At 42.9% G+C, this 19,026-nt stretch carries 20 protein-coding genes and 2 pseudogenes; 3 read left to right on the top strand and 19 right to left on the bottom strand.

The window, feature by feature from the left end; genetic code table 11:
- Positions 1-43: 43 nt before the first annotated feature.
- The 10 genes from DXA20_RS03640 to loaP all read right to left on the bottom strand — a co-directional run bounded on the left by DXA20_RS03640 (position 44) and on the right by loaP (position 8,561).
- Entirely contained in the window at positions 44-1,003 is a 960-nt protein-coding gene (locus DXA20_RS03640) for a glycosyltransferase (protein WP_118559344.1), read from the bottom strand.
- The gene (locus DXA20_RS03635; RefSeq protein WP_118559343.1) at positions 1,004-1,501 is read right to left on the bottom strand and encodes an acyltransferase; all 498 of its coding nucleotides are present in this window, start codon (positions 1,499-1,501) and stop codon (positions 1,004-1,006) included.
- A gap of 92 nt (positions 1,502-1,593) precedes the next feature.
- Positions 1,594-1,752 carry a glycosyltransferase family 1 protein gene (locus tag DXA20_RS16000; protein WP_147403689.1) on the bottom strand — a complete coding sequence of 53 codons (159 nt, stop codon included), beginning with the start codon at positions 1,750-1,752 and terminating at the stop codon, positions 1,594-1,596.
- A complete protein-coding gene (locus DXA20_RS03630; RefSeq protein WP_118559342.1) occupies positions 1,740-2,579 on the bottom strand; it encodes a glycosyltransferase in 840 nt (279 codons plus the stop codon). The genes DXA20_RS16000 and DXA20_RS03630 overlap by 13 nt, the downstream gene beginning before the upstream one ends.
- A gap of 74 nt (positions 2,580-2,653) precedes the next feature.
- A complete protein-coding gene (locus DXA20_RS03625; RefSeq protein ID WP_118559341.1) occupies positions 2,654-3,760 on the bottom strand; it encodes an EpsG family protein in 1,107 nt (368 codons plus the stop codon).
- On the bottom strand, positions 3,748-4,881 hold the full coding sequence (locus DXA20_RS03620) for a glycosyltransferase family 1 protein (RefSeq protein WP_118559340.1): 1,134 nt from the start codon (positions 4,879-4,881) through the stop codon (positions 3,748-3,750). The genes DXA20_RS03625 and DXA20_RS03620 overlap by 13 nt, the downstream gene beginning before the upstream one ends.
- 14 nt (positions 4,882-4,895) lie before the next feature.
- Complete coding sequence (locus DXA20_RS16340; protein ID WP_243100523.1) at positions 4,896-5,048, bottom strand: hypothetical protein; 153 nt, start codon at positions 5,046-5,048, stop codon at positions 4,896-4,898.
- Positions 5,049-5,409: 361 nt separating this feature from the next.
- Positions 5,410-6,321, bottom strand: a complete 912-nt coding sequence (locus DXA20_RS03610; RefSeq protein WP_158577118.1) for an acyltransferase family protein — start codon at positions 6,319-6,321, stop codon at positions 5,410-5,412.
- 44 nt (positions 6,322-6,365) lie between these two features.
- On the bottom strand, positions 6,366-7,487 hold the full coding sequence (locus DXA20_RS03605; RefSeq protein ID WP_118559338.1) for a glycosyltransferase family 4 protein: 1,122 nt from the start codon (positions 7,485-7,487) through the stop codon (positions 6,366-6,368).
- Between the two features lie 345 nt (positions 7,488-7,832).
- Positions 7,833-8,561: an antiterminator LoaP gene (loaP, locus tag DXA20_RS03600; RefSeq protein ID WP_118559337.1), complete on the bottom strand. Its 729-nt coding sequence runs from the start codon at positions 8,559-8,561 to the stop codon at positions 7,833-7,835.
- 515 nt (positions 8,562-9,076) lie between these two features.
- Between loaP and DXA20_RS03595 the strand changes: the two genes are divergently transcribed.
- Positions 9,077-9,424, top strand: coding sequence for a hypothetical protein (locus DXA20_RS03595; RefSeq protein WP_118559336.1), 348 nt, complete (start codon positions 9,077-9,079; stop codon positions 9,422-9,424).
- A gap of 49 nt (positions 9,425-9,473) precedes the next feature.
- Here the strand turns inward: DXA20_RS03595 and DXA20_RS03590 are convergent, their stop codons facing one another.
- Positions 9,474-9,908, bottom strand: a complete 435-nt coding sequence (locus tag DXA20_RS03590; RefSeq protein ID WP_022305289.1) for a dUTP diphosphatase — start codon at positions 9,906-9,908, stop codon at positions 9,474-9,476.
- A 158-nt stretch (positions 9,909-10,066) separates the two neighbouring features.
- On the opposite strand from DXA20_RS03590, the gene DXA20_RS03585 reads away from it, so the two are divergent.
- Positions 10,067-10,573, top strand: coding sequence for a carboxypeptidase-like regulatory domain-containing protein (locus tag DXA20_RS03585; protein ID WP_118559335.1), 507 nt, complete (start codon positions 10,067-10,069; stop codon positions 10,571-10,573).
- Here DXA20_RS03585 and DXA20_RS03580 read toward each other — a convergent pair.
- The 6 genes from DXA20_RS03580 to DXA20_RS03555 all read right to left on the bottom strand — a co-directional run bounded on the left by DXA20_RS03580 (position 10,541) and on the right by DXA20_RS03555 (position 15,881).
- Positions 10,541-11,389 carry a recombinase family protein gene (locus tag DXA20_RS03580; RefSeq protein ID WP_118559334.1) on the bottom strand — a complete coding sequence of 283 codons (849 nt, stop codon included), beginning with the start codon at positions 11,387-11,389 and terminating at the stop codon, positions 10,541-10,543. The two genes, DXA20_RS03585 and DXA20_RS03580, sit on opposite strands and share 33 nt — an antisense overlap.
- 237 nt (positions 11,390-11,626) lie before the next feature.
- Positions 11,627-12,694: a recombinase family protein gene (locus DXA20_RS03575; protein ID WP_118559333.1), complete on the bottom strand. Its 1,068-nt coding sequence runs from the start codon at positions 12,692-12,694 to the stop codon at positions 11,627-11,629.
- Entirely contained in the window at positions 12,691-12,873 is a 183-nt protein-coding gene (locus DXA20_RS03570) for a hypothetical protein (RefSeq protein ID WP_118559332.1), read from the bottom strand. The genes DXA20_RS03575 and DXA20_RS03570 overlap by 4 nt, the downstream gene beginning before the upstream one ends.
- A gap of 130 nt (positions 12,874-13,003) precedes the next feature.
- Positions 13,004-13,891 carry an alpha/beta hydrolase gene (locus tag DXA20_RS03565; RefSeq protein ID WP_118559331.1) on the bottom strand — a complete coding sequence of 296 codons (888 nt, stop codon included), beginning with the start codon at positions 13,889-13,891 and terminating at the stop codon, positions 13,004-13,006.
- 15 nt (positions 13,892-13,906) lie between these two features.
- Positions 13,907-14,590, bottom strand: a complete 684-nt coding sequence (locus tag DXA20_RS03560) for a DUF6320 domain-containing protein (protein ID WP_118559330.1) — start codon at positions 14,588-14,590, stop codon at positions 13,907-13,909.
- Between the two features lie 16 nt (positions 14,591-14,606).
- Positions 14,607-15,881 carry a hypothetical protein gene (locus tag DXA20_RS03555; protein ID WP_118559329.1) on the bottom strand — a complete coding sequence of 425 codons (1,275 nt, stop codon included), beginning with the start codon at positions 15,879-15,881 and terminating at the stop codon, positions 14,607-14,609.
- A gap of 11 nt (positions 15,882-15,892) precedes the next feature.
- Here DXA20_RS03555 and DXA20_RS03550 point away from each other — a divergent pair.
- Positions 15,893-16,687: pseudogene (locus tag DXA20_RS03550) on the top strand (peptidoglycan-binding protein); the annotation flags it as partial.
- Between the two features lie 106 nt (positions 16,688-16,793).
- Here DXA20_RS03550 and DXA20_RS03545 read toward each other — a convergent pair.
- Together DXA20_RS03545 and queA are read right to left on the bottom strand one after the other, a co-directional pair.
- Positions 16,794-17,762, bottom strand: a complete 969-nt coding sequence (locus DXA20_RS03545) for a diacylglycerol/lipid kinase family protein (protein WP_158577117.1) — start codon at positions 17,760-17,762, stop codon at positions 16,794-16,796.
- Between the two features lie 26 nt (positions 17,763-17,788).
- Positions 17,789-18,813, bottom strand: a pseudogene (queA, locus tag DXA20_RS18280) (tRNA preQ1(34) S-adenosylmethionine ribosyltransferase-isomerase QueA).
- Between the last annotated feature and the right edge of the window lie 213 nt (positions 18,814-19,026).

Here is a 19,026-nt window from a genome sequence, read left to right as displayed (position 1 = left end):
ATTTCACTCTCATATTAATTGTCATCCTTTCCAAAGTGCTTTCTTAACAGATCTTCTTTGCTTTTGGAATTTTAGCTAGTATAATGTGTCCTAGGATAGTAACTCGCTTTTTTAATTTCGTTTTTTTATAAAGCTCTGTAAGTTCTTTATCTTTATGTATACTGCTCATATCCCCACGCAAAACACAAACATCAAATTTCTTTTGGATTATTACCGGTTTCACGATTTTCTCTATTTCAGGCTTTTCATTTAACAAATGTTGTAACATATCCACTTCATTTTCTCTATGAGAAATTCTATTCGGGATACTAGAGATTCCTGTATTTTTGCTTGTCCATGATGTACCTGTAGATGCAAATCTATATACCGACATTTGTTGAGGAAAATATCGTATTTTTCCATTTATTGCCATCAAAATTGCTTTGGGGTAATCGCCAACTCCCTTCATGCAATTTAAAAAGCTATGTTCCTGAAAAGCAATCCCCTTCCTATACATGACCGAACTTGTATGGAAAACCCCCGTAACACCATCAACAACATTTTCCAACTGAATATCCTGCTCTTTTGTAACGTTAGAGTTAAAAGGTTTTTTCTTTCCTGTTTTCATATTGTAAAAAACCGAATTATGGACACACGCAGAGTAATCATTGTGACTTTCGAGAAAATCTATTTGTCTATCTATTTTTTTCTCATCTAACCAATAATCATCACCTTCACATGTGGCAATATAATCACCCTCAATATTTGGCAGTATAAACTGCTTTACAATATCGATACCTTTTGAGTACTGATTTTCTGTTTGCAAAATCGGCTCAATTATATCAGGATATTGATTTGCATATTCTTTTATTATGTACTGCGTATTGTCCGTAGACGCATCGTCATGAACTATAACTTTAAATCGATATTTTGTTTTCTGATGCAAAAAAGATTCTAGTGTTTGTCGAATATAGTTTTCATGATTATATGTTAAACAGTATACTGTTAGTTTAATCGCACTCATTCATCTTACTCCTATGTCAATCCTTCTTATATTCAACTTGTTTCCACATGTTACAAGAGAGTCTTCAGGAATGTCCTTATATATTATACACCCCGCTCCGATTACGCTATGATTGCCAATTGTAACACCAGGTAGAATGACACAATTACTTCCTATCCAACAATTTTTTCCAATATGAACCGGTTTTGCTTTAAATCCCTGATCAGCTATCGGTATATTCTCATCCACATAGCAGTGATTATGGTCATAAATTTTTACATTTTCACCAAAAATACAATAGTCCCCTATTACAATTGAACTCTTACAATTAATTGAGCAATAATTATTGAAAAAACATCTATTCCCAAAAATCACCTTTCCATTATCATCAATGACAATTTTAAATCCAGCACGGAATTTAATTATTCCATTAAACACGACTCTATCTCTATATCTTAGATCAAAATAAAAAATTTTCATTTTTCTTATAATAGATTCAGGTACGCTCCATATATTCATCCTTCATCCTCCTTTTGTAGAATTGATCAAGTTTGGAAGCTTCTACCCGTATATCAAATCCTCGTTGAGCAAAGCTCTCTTTATCAATTTGTCTATCCATTGCCAATAGTTTTTTTTATTTTTGTATTGATTACATCATTACTTTCATTCAAAGAAAAGAACTCCACATTCTGATTTATCTTTGTTTCATAAGCCACACGATCAGAAAACAAGCATGGTATTCCACACGCCTGAATTTCTACAGCCGCCAAACATAGTCCTCATAAAAAGATGGAAGCAGGAACAAATCCATCACTTGAATCACATTATATACATCATCAATGATGCCTGTAAAAATAACTTTATCTTTAAGTTTTTTTTCGGATACAATTCTAGTAATTTCTTGATATTTTTCTCCTCCACCCACTAGCAGAAGTACTGAATCTGGATTAATTTTATTGAATTTTCCAAATATGTCTATTATTCTTTCATGATTTTTTTGATAAGTAAATCTTCCCACATGGCCTAGCACTGTTGTTTCTTCATTTATTCCAAGCTTATTTCGTTGGATTTTTCTAGTTTCAGCATTGGGAGAATATTTATCTAACTCGATCGCATTATTTATTATTTGAAATTCCCGACAACCATATAAATATTTTCCTGCATTTTCTCCACATGCAAAATAATCAGTTGCCACTTTACATGATAAAAAAGATAGCAGTTTACTTTTGATTGTTATTTTTCCCGCCATATGTGAATGACTCACTCTGATTTTAATGCCACACAAACCGGCCACAAACAGAGGGAAGAAATTTGTCAATGTCATATGCGCATGTACAATATCATATTTTTGAGACTGCATTAATTTATACAATGCGCATATATTTCCTAATATGGATTCTGATTTGCTTGGAACCAGTACAATATTGAATCCTAGTTTTTCATACGATTCACGATATTTTTCAGAAGTTATATTTTGAGTAATAATATCTACAGCGTAATCATCTGGCATGTATTTCATATAATTTGCTATTACATTACACACGCCCCCAGCTAGTCCACTAACACAATATGCAATTTTTATCTTTTTATTTTCCATAGCATTTTCCTATCGTTTAGTTTTTCAATTTATATTTATTCTATTGCAAATATAATATCAAATATGGAATCGCATCAATTGCGCATAAAAATATACGGATATGTATTTCCGCCTCGTCTCAGGACATAATTAAACAGCCAAAAAGCCATGATAATTATGCCTACAATGAAATAGGATCCTATCGTTTTCTTCTTTCCAAGAGCAAATGGCAATCTTTGAACCAACATAGGTAAAAATATAATTTGAAATACATCAAAATAATATACAATCCGAACAATCCAAGGACTACCCATGAATACCATTAAAGAAAAGATTCCTGACATTGTCATATACATTTCCAATGTTAAGTTCTTGCTATTATATGCTATACACTTTCTGCCTTTCCATAATATTGCAATTAAGATAATAAGCCAATAGAGCAACCTTATGTATCGCCCTCCAACCTCTGTATCAGACGCATAATGAGAATACCGTTCAATCTGTAATAATCCAAACTTTGCAAATACATCTAATAGCACTTGATACGCAATAGCAGCACTAACACTACCTACGACAATCAAAGTTTTTGACAGTTTTTTTAGTAGTTTATTATTAAGCGCCCAGTTTATAGGATACAAAACCAATCCTACTATAGCTGTATTATGAAAAGTATATGCAACAATTATCGTTAAAACAAATTTAATTGGTTTATGATTTAAAATAAATCTATAGCCGAAGAAAACAATCATTATCGCCATAATTTGCCTTAAAATATTCAGCGACAGATTATAGTAAGAAAAGAAATAGACAAAAAACGCAAATGTTAGGCTTATCTCTTTTTTCAATGGTTTGACCGTGTAGTACACAATACACAATTGTATGAGTTGATATACAAAAAGAAACACATGAAAATTGTGTGTTACTCTTGAGACACAATAATTAATAAATGCATATCCTATTCCGACACTGTACTCATTCGCTTTTTCTAAAAATATTATCAGCGAGTTGTACTCACATGCTCTTTCAAACCAGCCCTTTCCATATAGCAGAACATCCCATCCGATAGTGAAGTCTCTTATCCCCGCCAAACAACTTGGCAATAATAGTGCCATCGCAACAAATATTCGTTTTATGCTTTTTTTTTGTGCTTTTTCTGAAATATGCAACAATAGCAGTGATATCACGAATGTTATAATGTACATGATTGCCCCTCTTTTCTTGGATTATTTTCCGTAGTCTCAACATATGCATCTTGCAGTATCTTTGCAGTTTCTCCCATATCAAATCCAGCAGTTACAACTTTACTGTTTCGTTCTATTCGCTCCTGAGTTGTACTCTGCTCATCGCATATTATTCCGGCAATTGCTTTATTATCTTCTTCCAATGAGAACCATTTGACATTGCTTGTTATGTCCGTTTCATCAGAAATCGTATTTGATAAATAAAGTGGCAATCCTGCACTCTGAGCTTCAATTGCCACAATTGGCAATCCTTCATATATCGATGGCATTACAAAAGCATCCATCGCCATCATCAAATCTGGAATATCTTTCCGAATTCCAAGAAACATTACATGTTTTGTCAGATTTCTTTCCTTGCAATAATTCTCAACCACATTTTTTTGTTCTCCATCTCCAACTAACAAAAGCACACTATTGCTATTCTTCCGAATATATTCTTCAAATATTTGTACCAATCGCTTTTGGTTTTTCTGCTCAGTAAATCTACCAACATTACCAATAGCAAATATATTTTCCGCTATTCCAAGCTCTTTTCTCTTAGCCATACGCCTTTGCAAATCATATTTGTAGGCATTGGTATTAATTCCATTCTTTAAAACAGTGAAGGTTTTATTTTTTCCGTATAGCCACTCGCCCGCAATCTGTGAACACGCAAAATGTTCATCCGAATATTTCCATAAAATATTTCTATTTAATATATGCAATAATTGAGTTGCTCCACCTATGCTTGGACTTGTATTATGCGAATGTACAAAGACTCTAATGTTTTTATGCTTATGCGCGACAATAAACGGCAGAATTACAGCAGCGGAATTTTTATGAATATGAATTATGTCATAACCGTATTCTATAACTGCATTCAGATCACGCATATATGCCAATGGGTTTTTGTACGATGAAACCCGATATATTTTCGCTCCGAGTTCTCTTAATTCCGATTCCATTGCCGGGCTATTCGATCTTGTCACAAAATCGAATTGTACACGTTCTCTATCTATTTGACTATAAAGATTAAAGAGGAAAGACTCAATTCCTCCCATATGAACATCGAGTTCCATGTGAAGGACCTTAACTTTCTCCATATCATCACCACCAATTATCCTAATATTCGATTAATTCCAACCTCTGTCTTTTCATCAGGAACGGGTTTTGTAACAATTGCACCCGCTCCACCAACGACGTTGTTTCCGACAGTTATATTGCCTATGATCTTTGCGACTGCTCCAATAAGCACATTGTTTCCAATCACTGGAGCCTTATTGTTTTTCAATGCATCAACACCGATTATAACTTGGTGCATTATTGTTCATTGCTCATCAATTGATGCTTTGTCTGACAAAACAATTCCTAGAAGATGGTGTGTTCTTAACCCCCATATTTGTTTCCAAAGGAATATGATTTTATTTGCTGTATGTCAATTTCATAACAAGGCGGAATAGGATACTAAAGACTTTTGCACATGTGCCATTGTATGTCATACAATAGTTTCCATATCGAAATATAAAAAAAGCATAGTTCTTTAGTTCTCCGTTACGTTCTAAATCTCTTTTCAGTTCAGATAACATAACCTTCGTATTATTCCACCTGCCTAGATGGTCGTTTTCTAGGTCTCACTTCGATTTTAAATCAAGCCGATTCAAATCTCTTTTGAATTTCAAATAGCACCCATTCAATAAAGTAGCAGCTACGACTGATATAAGATAAAATGGAAGCAGCGAAGGTGCCATCAGATTATTTAGAATAAACCCAACTTTCATATGAATCAAATACGTCCAATAGGCCGAACCACTTGCTATTGATAACAATGTCTTACAATTTTTGGGTTCTCTATTTGGAACAAGCATGGTAATATTAAAAACCATCTCACAAAATCCGATGCCTGCAAGCGTTGTTAGTACATCCTTTAACAATGGAATATTTTCTAACTTTATTGCGGCAACTGAACAGAGCAAAAAAAGCGTCACGCTTTGAAAAACAGACCTCAAATTATTATCTTTAAATCTGTCAGCATACAAGCCAAATATTAAAGCTCCAATAGATGTGTACCATTGACTGTCCGCACCTGCGATTTCTAGCACAATAAATATCATTGCTCCCATACTAGGTAGAATTAACCGCGGCCACTCATTAATTTCGACAATAAAAAACAATATGTAGAACACCATTATAAATGGCACATACCAAAGCACCCCGTCATTGCTTCCCATTAAAACTTGTTTCAGCGGATTAAATGCCCATGATTTATACATAAACATCGAAATTAAATTAGTTATCACATAGGGCAAATATACCGAGCCGATTTTATGAAACAGCCATCCCCCCCCGAAAACTTTTCCATTATTGATATCAGCCAAATATCCACTTAAAAATGCAAAAAGTGCAGCACCGAAGAACCCTTTAGATTTCAACCCGTTCAAGTGTGAAGTAGGCTCAAAGAATCTAAAATAATGTGCCACAACAACCATCGAGATTGCTATAATCTTTAGCACGCATACATCAATATATTTCAATTTGTCCTTCATTTTATTAACCTCACATGCCATCCTAAAAGTCAGTCTACTATTTCTCACATATTTTCAAACAACTTCCCGTGCTCATCTGATACCCTTCGAGCATTGAATCTGTTATGTACATCTTCTAATCCTTGTGCCACCAATTTATCTTTCAATTTCCTGTCCTGATAAATCCGTAGTACAGCCTCACTTGCACCAATAGCATCATCCACTTCAACAAGTAAGCCATTTTCTCCATCCCGGATTATATTCGGAATAGCATCCACACTGCTTGCTACAATCGGCTTACCCGCCATCATGTATTCAGGAAGTGCTAATCCAAATCCCTCCCAGCGGCTCAACAGGCATGCAACATCAAAAAGCTCCACATAGCTCATTGGGTTATCAACCCAACCTGTAATATGTAGACTATCTGAGAAACCATTATCCTCCGCATACTTTCTGATTTCGTCTTCCTGATTTCCATTGCCGACGATAATATAGTGTGCATTTGGAATTGCATCTTTTACCTTCTTTGCCATCTTAATAAACACATCTGGTGCTTTTTGTGGACTCATTCGTCCAACCATACCAACAACAAATGCGTCTTCTGGAATGCCCATGTCTTTCCTTTTAACTGCGCCATGTACTCCATTTTCATAGGCTTCGATGTCAACACCGTTGAAAATGACCTGCAATTTATCATCTTTGCAAATTCTCTTATTTAGTGCTGACTGTTTTTCTGCATCTGAAATGCAAATGATTTTGTCACAGAATGGTGCTGCAATCTTTTCAATAGCTGTGTACATTGCTTTTTTCTTCGCAGAGCATCGCATATTAAATGCCCACCCATGTGGGTTGTATACACAGTGATTCTTAAGACCAATATCTGCAACTCGAGCAATTGCTCCAGCTTTACTGGAGTGTGCATAGACAATATCAGGATTATATTTCTTTATCAGTGTTCTAACATCTTTAATTGCCTTTAGGTCGCTACCTCCAATGGCTCTTGTCATCTCTACCTTTTCAAATGAATCCACCAAATCTATGTAGTCTTCTTCATGGAAATCTTGTGAGCAAACCAATATATTCTCAAACTTCTCTTTGTCCAAATACTTGAGGAGCATTCGGATGTAGCGATCCACGCCACCAGCGGCTTGCGCCACATGCAATATTCTAATTTTATTCTTCCTCATCCCTCAAATACTCCTCGTCGTTTTTCTTCCGCAAATCTATGTACACATCTGCTATTCGCAGATGGTATTTTTCTCTAATTCCTCATGTGTTCATCACACGCGCCTAAGTATTCCCTTATGCTGTTATATCCAATTCCCCTGCAATCATATTTTCCTTGTTTTCCACTCCACAAAATATCCATCGAGTACACTCATCTCTACTCTATAACCGAATCAGAAAAAGAGCGTGCTTCGCCACTCGCCAACCGCCCTCCGGCAGCCCGCAATTCCGGCTTCGCTTACGCTCTTTCTATCCACCGCCCGATGCAGCGCGACACTCGTCACTCCACCGATTGGCTTCTTACATTACAGTATCTCAATCTCTTCCCGTGGGCAGATTACCTTTGTTGCCACGTCAAAGAGCTCCAGTTCGATCGTCCACTCATCCCGTTCCGGTTCTGCACAAAGCAACTTGCCGGTCATTCCTTCAAAGGCACCGCTAAGCACTTTGACCTGTCCTGGCTTTCCCCTGGGTGATGTTTGATGTTTCCGGATATTTTGTTGTTTCATCTGGTGAAATTCTTCCTGACTGACTCTGCGAACGGCTCCAAACCCCACTTCGACTGGGGTCATTCCGCCAAAGACCGGTATTTCCAGCTTGGCGATCCGCCTGTGTCTGTCCACCGTCTTGATACAGCCTTGGTAATGCTTCAGAGGACCGGAGGTGATACAAACCTTTTCGCCAATAAGAAATCCTTCGGAATATTGTACGATATGCCGGTCATCCATCATGTCCACCAGGAACTTCTGCTCCTGCCTGGTGATTGGAGAGATAACATCGGCATCGCGCAGGACTTTGGTGTACTGATGTACCTTCTTCAGACCTTCAAGCACCGGATCGATCCGATCCGTGTCTACAAATATGTATCCTGGAAATAAGGTCCTTTCTACATCATGCCACTCCTGCTTGAAGTGCTTCTTCGTAATATACTGAGGCACGAACATCTCGACATAGTCCGCCGGATCAATATACTGTCTGCATTGCTGCACGCACTTCTGCTCGGTTCCGGACATTGTATGAATGACATACCACATAATCCGGTCTCCTTCCTCCCTATTTTACAATAGTACGACATAATATGTATTATGTCTACTTATTAAACACTAAAACGATAACATACTTAACTGGAATTTGCAACACTTTTTCTGCCGAATAGCACATAATTGAACAATGTGCACAAAAAAAGAAAGAGTCTCTCCCACGAAACTCTCTTCTTTTAAAATCAAGCGGGCAAGCCCACTTCAGCTCCCCCCTCTCACTCATAAGGGGCTTGCAACACTTTGCGCGGCACTGGCAATATGCCAATCTACCTGCATAGCTGCTGTATGGGATGTGCCTCATTATCCGTCAAAATGCCATATTTTTCATCGGATACCTGTAACGTTTCAACAAATTCGTCCATATATTTTTCACGCATATTGAACGAACTGCTTTTATTGCCCGGCATATCTGCCATTATTTTATTGTCATTTTGTTGATTTATACAATGGATTTTTATGATTTCACATGCTATAATCGCTTTCAATTCAGACAAAGTGAGGTGATTGCTGTGAATCTTTACGAATACGATCCCGAAGAACACCATTGCATGCAGGAGCGGGACAGGGCAATACTGAGAGCGCAGATTGCCTTTTCTCAGGCAGCTGCAATGCAACACAAAGCCAAACAGGCTCGAGCCGAGGCAAAGCAGGCTCAGATGAATGCCAAGATGGCTCAGATCGAAGTTGAACAGGCTCAGATTAAGCTGGCTCAAGTTCAAATGACCCTGTCAGTTTCAAAAACAATAGCTGCGCTTCGCTCCATGGGCTGTGACGACTCCTTTATCTGCACGAAGCTCCGCGAGATTTATCAGATTTCCAAGTCGGAAGCACGAAGCTATCTAACGGAGCAAGGATAAACTCCCCCCTATGGAACAACTGCGCCCCGCCATCCTAGAAAGCTATGGATTACTGTTTTCCTGTACTTCCAAAGCCTCCTCTGTCTTTTCCGGCCAGCTTGTCCACCTCGTCAAATTGAATCTGAGGCTGATTTTTCATAATACGGAACTGACAGATCCTGTCATTGACATGAATCTCGGTGTCCCGCATAGCGATCACCGGCATTCTCCACATATCATTATCACCGCAGTAAGAGCCATCGACAATGCCACAGTGATTTGCCTGAATGACTCCGAAGTTCTTGTATGTGCTGCTGCGCGGTACGATATGTGCCTCGTATCCTTGCGGAAGCTCCATTGCCACTCCCAGAGGGATCAGAGCAAAATCTCCCGCCTTCAGTATCACGTCCTCCGATGCGCGCAGATCGATCCAGTCGGACTTTCCATCAATATACTCCAGTTTATCAATCTTGTCTGTAAAATATTTAATCTTTATTGTTTCCATTGGTATCAATTTTCCTTTCTCGTAACCTACAAAATGATTACAGGCTTTCTTTTCTGCTATTTTAACCCGAACTTCGTGATATGTCAAAATCCCTCATTCACCTCTCTTTCTTTTCGCCATACTATAAAGAGTAGATTCTTTTTATATGGAGGAGTAGTATGTCTAAATTATATGCCATGCAGCAGGACCTCCCGGATACCGGAAGGCTGCTTGTAAATGTCAGTTCGATGATCAGCTCGCGCGCCGTGTCGGGAGCCACGGTACAGATTACGGACAGCAATGAACCGGAGGATGTGATTGATGAGCTTTCCACGGATTCCAATGGTCAGACCGATACCATTGATCTGCCGGCACCGCCGCTCGAATACAGCCTTGAGCCGGAAGCCGCACAGCCTTATTCTGTATTTAACTTAAAGATTACCGCTCCCGGCTTTGAACCGACAGTGATCTCCGGAGCGGAAATCTTGTCAGGGCAGACGGCACTGCAGAATATTTCCCTGATTCCGCAGTTTGAGGCGCCGAATGATAACAGCGTGATTTATGTAATTCCACCACACACCTTGTACGGCGATTACCCGCCGAAGATTCCGGAGAGTGAGGTCAAGGATGTCAGCGAAACGGGTGAGATCGTATTAAGTCGTGTGGTAATCCCCTCTGGTGTGTGATAAAAGAATACGGCGTACCCCGGATGCCTCCCAGGTCTGTCGCTGTTTCTCACCATACTCAAACCGATACACCTCACCGGTCCTCCGGTAATGTTCCGGTGTATTGACCCCGTTTTGCTCCAGCCACCCCGCGATCTGCCGATAACTCATCCCCTGCTGCCGCCTTTCTGCCATCTGCTTGATCACCTCATACGCCGGCGGATCCTTTTCAAGCCCCCTTCTTCCATCGCAGTAAATAATCTGCCAGCCATAGGGCGCTCTGCTCCCCAGATAGCATCCACGCTCTCTCTGCTGTTGTTTGACAAGACGTACCCTTCTTCCGATATCCTTTGCATACCATTCGTTCATAAGATTTTTCAGATTACCGGCGAGGCTTCCCGGCATCTCGCGCCCACTGTCGTATCCATCGCTGACACAGACTACGCGCACTCCCATCAGCGGGAAAATTTTCTCAAGATATTCACCGGTTCGCAGATAATCTCTGCCAATCCGGGAAGCATCCTTACACACAATACAGTTGATCTTCCCCTCCTGTGCATCTTCAAGCATCCGCTGAAACTGCGGGCGGCGAAATGTGGTTCCACTGCAACCGCTGTCCACATAAATATCCTGAAGTCTGCAACGATCCGCTACGCAAATTCCTTCTTCCTTTTGTTTTTCACTCAAGCTTTCGCACCGTATTTTTTTCTGAGCCAGCTTGGCGTTCTGCTCTTCCAGCCATTGCTTCGCCAGTCGGATCTGATTCTGTATGCTGTTGTCCTTGGCAGTGCCATGCTCTACGGACAAGCGGGCGTAAATTCCAACCAGATACTCCATTCTCTCCCCACCTTTCTTATCACTCCGGATCTATTTGTTATTCTATCCTCAGCCCGTTCCGTCTGTCGGATCACATTTATTATTCTTTCATTTCCGATTAGTTCCATCTGTCAGATTGCACTTATTATTCTTTCATGTCCACCTGCTGGGTTGCATTTACTTTCCTTGCCTCTCCAGCCCTCCCCCCCTGCCGAACCACATGAATTTCCTCTACAAACAAAGCCACCCACAACCGTTTCACCATGGCTCATGATCGGCAATTCCACAGGAAAGCTGTGTCATCTTTTGCTGCAGCCATTTCTGTGCCGTTTCCTGCTCCTTTGCATTCAGACCATATCCGGCAAACGGCACACAAAACACATTTCCTTTCTGACAACGGATCCGTTTCGTCTGAAGCTTTCTGACCCGCTCGCAAACCCACTTCGGAATGATTGCCGGGAGCACACCATCTACACAGATCCACTTCTCCTTCGGAAGTGCAACGCGTTTTTGAAGCTTGTAGCTGAGCTTCTGATCTTTTCCCTGAATCATTACACCTGTATACATGGAATTGGAAAGGATCCGGCGCACGGTCTGCGGTGTCCAGAGTTTTTCCTGCCGTCCGTTGTTTTCCGGAACAAACCCGGAATGATAATGACTTCCCTGCATTTTTTTATATTCATACGGGCTTTTGATCTGTCCCATATTCAGGACACCGGCAATATTTTCTGCCGCCATGCCGCCAAGCCGCAGCAGATAAATGATGCGGACAATTTTCGCCGCCTCCGGATCAATGACGAGCACATGCGCATCCACGCTGCTTTTCTGATATCCATAGCAGGCAAATGCACCGATATACTCCCCCATCATCCGCTTTGTTCGCTGCTGCCACCGCACCTTTCTGGAAATATCTCTGCAATACGCATCATTCATCAGACTCATGACCGGCATCAGCAGGGAATCCTCCATAAAACCGGCATCGTAACTGTCATAATGATCTGCCACGGCGATCAGGCGGATTCCCAGCCGTGGCAGAATCTCCCGCAGCAAATAGCCTGTCTGAATATATTCTCTTCCAAGACGCGACAAGTCCTTGCACAGGATACAGTCAAATTCTCTTCTCTGTGCAGCGCCCATCATTGTCTGAAATCCGGGACGTTCGTAGTGGCTGCCGCTGATACCGTCATCGATCCACTCACCGACACATTCCATCTGTTCCTGCTCTTTCATATACTGTAATAACAGCATGCGCTGGCTCTGAATGCTGTTACTCTCTCCTTCGCCATCCTCTCTGGACAGACGCAGGTATAAGGCGCACCGGATCATTTTTTCCCCTCCTGTGCCATCTGTGCAAGACTGCGATACAAAATGCTATTGCATGCCTCCTGATACAACGCATAGGCTTCCTCCATATCAAGTCCGTCTGTGTCATAAGAGACATAGACGTCGTATCCCTCGAAATTGCCCTCAAAGACAGCATCCTCATATTGATTCTCTTCTTTCATTCCAATCCGATATCCTTTTACCAATATCATTATATTGTATCCATCAAAGATCAGGTGTAGAACAAAAAAGGTATGTCCCAAAATTAGGACATACCTATTGATTGAAATTTCATATTATATATTTCTGTCATCATTTACCAAGAAATGCTGCCACCTCATCCCATGCCTTTCTCGACTCCGCCAGCTTATCCATGCTGAGCTGGAATACATGAAACATGTCCTGATACACAGTCAGTGTCACATCACAGCCTGCCTCCTTCGCCTTCTGCGCCGCAAGGACAGAATCGCTCAGAAGCATTTCCAGACTTCCCACCTGGAACAGCATTGGCGGAAGCCTGTGAAAATCTCCGAACAACGGAGAAATATACGGAAGCTTCGGATCCTGTGTGCCGGCATATTCGCCGTTGTAGATCATGCTCTCCCTTGTATTGCCAAAAAGAGGATCATTCTCATAATTCTCCTGATAGGAAGGCCCCGATGCGGTCAGATCTGTCCACGGCGACATCATCACAAGCTTCTTGGGAAGCGGCATACTCTGATCGCGCAGATACATGGCAAGTGCCAATACGAGTCCGCCACCCGCCGAATCTCCGGCGAGAATGATGCGATCCCCGCTAAAGCCTGAGTACAAAAGCCAGCGGTATGCCTCGATGGCATCCTGAAATGCCGCCGGATACGGATGCTGTGGTGCCACGCGATAATCGACCGACAGCACGCGGTACTGATCGATCTTACTGTAGCGGACAGCGAAATCCCGGTACGCATTCCGGATCTTTGCAATATAACCGCCGCCGTGAAGCTGCAGCACAACCTCTCCATTGTCGGCAGCCTTCGGCGTGAGAAGCTCCATTTCAAACTGTCGCATATGAATAGGCAGATTCAGATACTCGTCCGGGCAGTGCCATGGCGGCTCGACCAGATTTTTGCGAAGTGTTCCGTCCTGAATCTTTGGTCCCAGCATTTTCTGGGAAGTAAAGAAACGAATCATATCAGTGACAATCTTTCCTTTTACGCTCATGCATCCTCCTTTGTATTATAAATGAAATTTGCGGCGAACCTCATTTTCCGCTTTCCGCCCGCCTAAGATCATCGTCATCACCCACAGTGTCAGATACGTTCCAAACACGATCCACGAAAGGATCCGATTGCCGCCTCTGCCTACAACCGAATAGATCAGATATCCAAGACTGAAAAGCACCATAAATATCTGCATCGTCAGATAATTCTGCCAGTTGGCGAAATTCACGATCATGCAGACCAGAATGATCACAGCAAGCGCAAGCAGCACGCAGGGGAGTCCGTATCTGATCGACCAGCCCTGAAAGCCCAGAGAATAATCAATACCCGCCAGCAGAACAAATACAGCAGCAGCCTGAAAATAAATCTTTACAATATGTCCCTTGCGGCGGCTTAACATCTGCCACAAACTTGATAAAATATATGCGGCTGCCACTCCGGTGATCAAAGACCAGCGCACGCCCGGTGAAAAAAGCCTGTTCAGGAACAAAAACAATGCTTCCAAAATGACACAGATATATGTGGCGATCCAGAAAATCTGACGGCGCACTCTGTGCTTTGCCGCAATATCCGGAAAGCTGTCCTCCTCTGTATCACGCTCCCCGTTCTTCGGCTCTTCCCGATGAAGAACACTGTTACACAGTGGGCACACCTCCCGATTTCCCAGAACTTCAATGCCACATCGTTTACAACACTTCACAGTCTCACCTCTTTTCTTACAGATTGCTCTCTACTGCAGGCTGTATGCCATCCTCTGCCAATGTCCGGAAAAACCGTTTCTGTACAGAGACGTCTTTTAGAATCGAACTGAAGGTAATTACCATCTCTCCCCCGTAAGAGCAGATCGTCATCTTTGTATTCTGGCCCTGCGAAACGGACAGGATTGCCGAGAAATGCCGGATATACGGCTGGTATTCCTCACCCACCTTCAGCACGCCTAAATTGGTCAGTGTCGTTGTCGTTGCTCTGGCGCTGACCTGATAAACCCACTGCATCACGATTTTTTTCAGAATAAGTGGTACGGCACGCAACATGAGATTCTTCTGATTGGACACATTATATGAAAACAGCTTTTCCAGATTCTCCTTGTTGATCTGTGCCCGCAATGACTCCACAATTATATGCTCGATCTCATCTCTCGAATAGTCCTCATGATCCGGCTCGAAGGCTGCACTAACCATTCCGAAAAAGTTTCTCGTCGTGATCGATTCAAAATATGGTCTTAAATTTACCGGAACACACAGCACCAGCGGCTTGTCTGACACCGCGCCGTGAAGGCATTCCCTGTAGATGCTGTAGGCATACACGCCTGCGAGATACTCGTTGATACTCACACTGCGCTCATGGGCTGCTCTTTTGACCTGATCAAGAGGAAGATATCCCTGGATCACCCCAAACGCTCCGTCCTTAAGCTTCTCACCCTTCATATGAAATGCCGGCTTGGACTTGTAACCCTTTGGCTGCCCCTTTCGGAAGTTCTTCAGATAACTGTCCTCCGTGTTAAGCGATGTCTGCTCCGACAAATGATCACCAACCTGACTGCAAAGCTCCGGATGCGCCAGACGCAGATACTGACAGGCTAATTCCTTCAAAAATGTCACGCCGCCCATGCCATCTGCCAGCACATGAAACACCTCAAGATTGATACGTCTTTTATAGTAGCTGACACGGAACAGATACTGGTTATTTAACTGCGGCTCCATCTTGCGGCAGGGATACTCGGTTTCCTTTTCCACGCGCGGCGCCGGCTTGCGGTTCGTCTCAAAATAATACCAGAATGCCCCGGTTCGAAGCCGAACATTCATCAGATCAAACAAAGGCAGGAGCTTGTCCAGTGCCTGCTGTAAAATCACCGGATCAACTTTCTCCTCCAAGGTCAGAGATAGACGATAGACATTGGTCATCCGTTCCGTTGCGATCACCGGAAACAGATTTGCCGTATTGTCAAGTCTCGACCATTTTAATTCCCTGCGGGATAATTGTTCCTTCATAATATTCCCCCGTTCTCTATCGCACTCCATCCCCCGAATATGTAATCGTGCATGACGGTCCGCCAAGCGACTCCGGAGCGCAGAACTATTATGTAAAATATAAGGATTACATCAAAAATGTTGCATCCAGCGAAATCTATGCCACCTGGCCGGAAGAAACGCTGCTTGCCAATATTCTGGCAATACAGTCCATAACATTAAACCGTGTTTATACGGAATGGTACCGCAATCGTGGATACGATTTCACGATCACCAGCTCAACCGCCTACGACCAGAAGTTTATACCCGGCCGCAATATCTTTGAAAGCATCTCTCAGGCAGTTGATACGATATTTTCCAATTATATATCGAGACCAAATATTACGCAACCTCTTTTCACGCAATATTGCGACGGAAAACGCGTTTCCTGTCCGCGCTGGATGCGCCAGTGGGAATCCAAAACACTGGGAGATCAGGGTTATTCGGCGATCGAGATCCTGCGGCGCTTCTATGGAGATTCAGTCTTTATCAATTCGTCAGAGGAAATTTCCGGAATTCCTGCCTCATGGCCGGGCTACGATCTGACGATCGGCTCAACCGGTGAGAAGGTGCGCCAGCTCCAGAATCAGTTAAACACCATTTCCAAAGGCTATCCGCTGATCCCGAAGATCGCTGCGGACGGTGTTTACGGCGAGGATACCGCCAATGCCGTAAAAATCTTCCAGAAGGTCTTTCATCTGCCACAGACCGGTGTTGTCGACTATCCGACCTGGTACCGCATCAGCGATATCTATGTCGGTGTCTCCCGGATTGCGGAGCTGTCCTAGCCGGATACAATATATGTTTTACAATCCCTGATATCATAATGTATAAATTAACCCGGAGCTTCCTCCGGGTTATCTTATGTCGATCTCATATCCAATTTACACGCTGTTATACCGGCTCCTCTCCCATCTGGGAAGAAATATCCTCCAGTGCCTCATCTCCGCAGATAATCGGAAGTACCTGCTGGTGATTGAACAGATCTACCTCATCCCAACTTCCGCCATCCTCGCCGTCAAGCGTCCACTGTACCTCATCATCACTGACAATGTGAAGATGCCGGCTGCTGCATCGAAACATCTTTGTCGCATCCAGATGCTTGGTAAGAAGGGCATTGAGCACCTCCTGCAGCTCCAGTGCATTTTTTAGATCGCGGATGAAAAGCACCTCAAACAGACCGTCATCCATCTTGATGTCTTCCTTCTGATATGCCTTGTATCCTGCCACGGACACGGAATTACTGACAAGTCCCAGTACAAAATCACCCTCCACCACACCGTCATCGTAAGTGATCCGCATATGATGCGGCTTGATCTCTGCCAGATGCTTCAGTCCCTCTATGAAATAAGCGGTTTTCCCAAGCATGTTCTTCCATTCCTGCGGCGTTGTGTAGGACACCTCGGTAAATGCACCAAAGCCTGCCACATAAGTGAAAAACTTGTCATTAAAGGAACCCAGATCACAGCGGAATACCTTTCCCTGTGTCACCAGCTCTGCCGCATGACGCATAATCTTCGGTATCCTTAAGCTGGAGGCAAAATCGTTGACCGTGCCTGCCGGAATATAACCGCAGATCGGCTTCTCATGAAGACGCATCATGCCATTTGCCACCTCATTCATTGTGCCGTCTCCCCCGGAACAGACAACATAATCATATCGGGAGCCGTACTCAATCACTGCGTTTTTCGCATCATTCTGCCGGTTTGTTGCCATCAGTGTCACAATGAAATCTGCCTCACAGAACACCTGGATGATGTCTGCCAGCTTATTCCTGATCTGCTCCTTACCTGCCATGGGATTGTAAATGAATAACAATGTTTTGCGCAGTCTTGGCTGCTCGCCATCATAATGCTTGTCCATATACTCACCATATCCTTTCTGTATCATTACTTTATGAACATGGCATCTCCAAAGGAAAAGAAGCGATATCTCATCTCTACGGCTTCCCTGTAAGCTGCCATTATATTTTCCTTGCCTGCCAGTGCGGAAACCAGCATCAGAAGCGTTGACTCCGGCAGATGAAAGTTCGTGATCAGACAGTCCAATACCTTAAACTGATATCCCGGATAAATGAAAATATCCGTATCCCCCTCTGTGGCATGCACGATTCCCTGATCATCCGCAGCTGACTCAATCGTACGGCAGCTTGTCGTGCCGACACAGATCACTCTGCCACCCTGCTTCTTCGTCTCATTAATGATGTCCGCCGCTTCCTCAGACACATGATAAAACTCCGTGTGCATATGATGTTCGGTCACATCCTCCACCTTGACCGGTCGAAAGGTTCCAAGTCCGACATGAAGCGTGACTCTGGCAATCTTAACCCCCTTTGCCTGAATCTGCTCAAGCAGCTCCTCCGTAAAATGAAGACCTGCCGTCGGTGCAGCCGCCGATCCCTCGTACTTGGCATATACCGTCTGATAACGGTTCTTATCCTTGAGCTGATGCGTGATATACGGAGGCAGCGGCATCTGTCCGAGCTGATCGAGGATTTCCTCAAAAATGCCTCATACTCAAACCGGATCAGACGGTTGCCCTCGTCCACAACCTCCTGCACCTCGGCGTGCAAAAGTCCGCCGCCGAAGGATAAACGCATCCCCGGTCTTGCCTTCTTACCGGGCTTTACCAGTGTCTCCCAGACGTTGTCCGATCTGCGCTTCAAAAGCAGAACCTCGACCTTGCCGCCGGTCCCCTCACGCTCTCCGATCAGACGAGCCGGGATGACCTTAGTATTGTTGATCACAAGGCAGTCTCCCTCGTGAAGATAATCGATAATATCATGAAAGATCTTGTGTGTCCTCTCCCCGGTCTCCTTATCGAGGATCAGAAGTCTGGAGGAATCTCTCTGCTCCAGTGGATCCTGCGCGATCAGCTCCTGAGGGAGGTCATAATCAAAATCTGCTGTCTTCATATCTGTACTTCCTTTCCACCATCGTATATCTATAGATAATACTATTTCTGCCTCAAAAAATCCAGCCTTTTGTAAACATTGGGTAAATTCTTTTGAAGGTACTGTAAAATGTCGAATTATCCGCCAAAAACGCTAGTTATTTTCCCGAAAATAACGTACAATAATAACAGGTGGCATTTTACCCCGAATCTGCTTTTCAGGGACAATTCCATC

It is taken from the genome of Roseburia sp. AM59-24XD (genome assembly GCF_003478445.1).
Lineage (GTDB): Bacteria > Bacillota > Clostridia > Lachnospirales > Lachnospiraceae > Jutongia.
Note: the sequence above shows the minus strand (reverse complement) of the source record. Positions and strands in the feature narration are given on the sequence as shown.